At 39.1% G+C, this 302-nt stretch carries 1 protein-coding gene; it reads right to left on the bottom strand.

The features are described 5' to 3' along the window. Positions 1 to 48: 48 nt before the first annotated feature. Positions 49 to 302 (bottom strand): RHS repeat-associated core domain-containing protein (locus GQ593_RS13515; protein WP_160432488.1); only part of this gene is annotated, 254 nt, incomplete at its 5' end.

Below are 302 nucleotides of genomic sequence, written 5' to 3'. Positions count from 1 at the left end.
ACATGACACCTATTGAGTATAAAACATTAAAACAGGCAGCTTAATTTTCTACGTGAGTTGTGTACTAAGTTTGGGGTATTTACAAACCCTATCTAGCAAGTGCCTATCTGAAAGCTCCAGATGTTCAAACCCATTATTTTCAACCTTAATCAACCCTAACGGATCAACCCAATTTATCGGATCACTACCAGCATATTGGTAATTATTTTGTCCGCCTAGTATACCGAGCGGATCTTGGGTAATATACCTGCCTGTAAATGGATCATAATAGCGATTTAGGTTGTAGTGTAACCCCGTCTCCT

It is taken from the genome of Gilliamella sp. Pas-s25, from assembly GCF_009795885.1.
GTDB lineage: Bacteria > Pseudomonadota > Gammaproteobacteria > Enterobacterales > Orbaceae > Gilliamella.
This window is presented reverse-complemented; position numbering and strand designations above follow the sequence as displayed.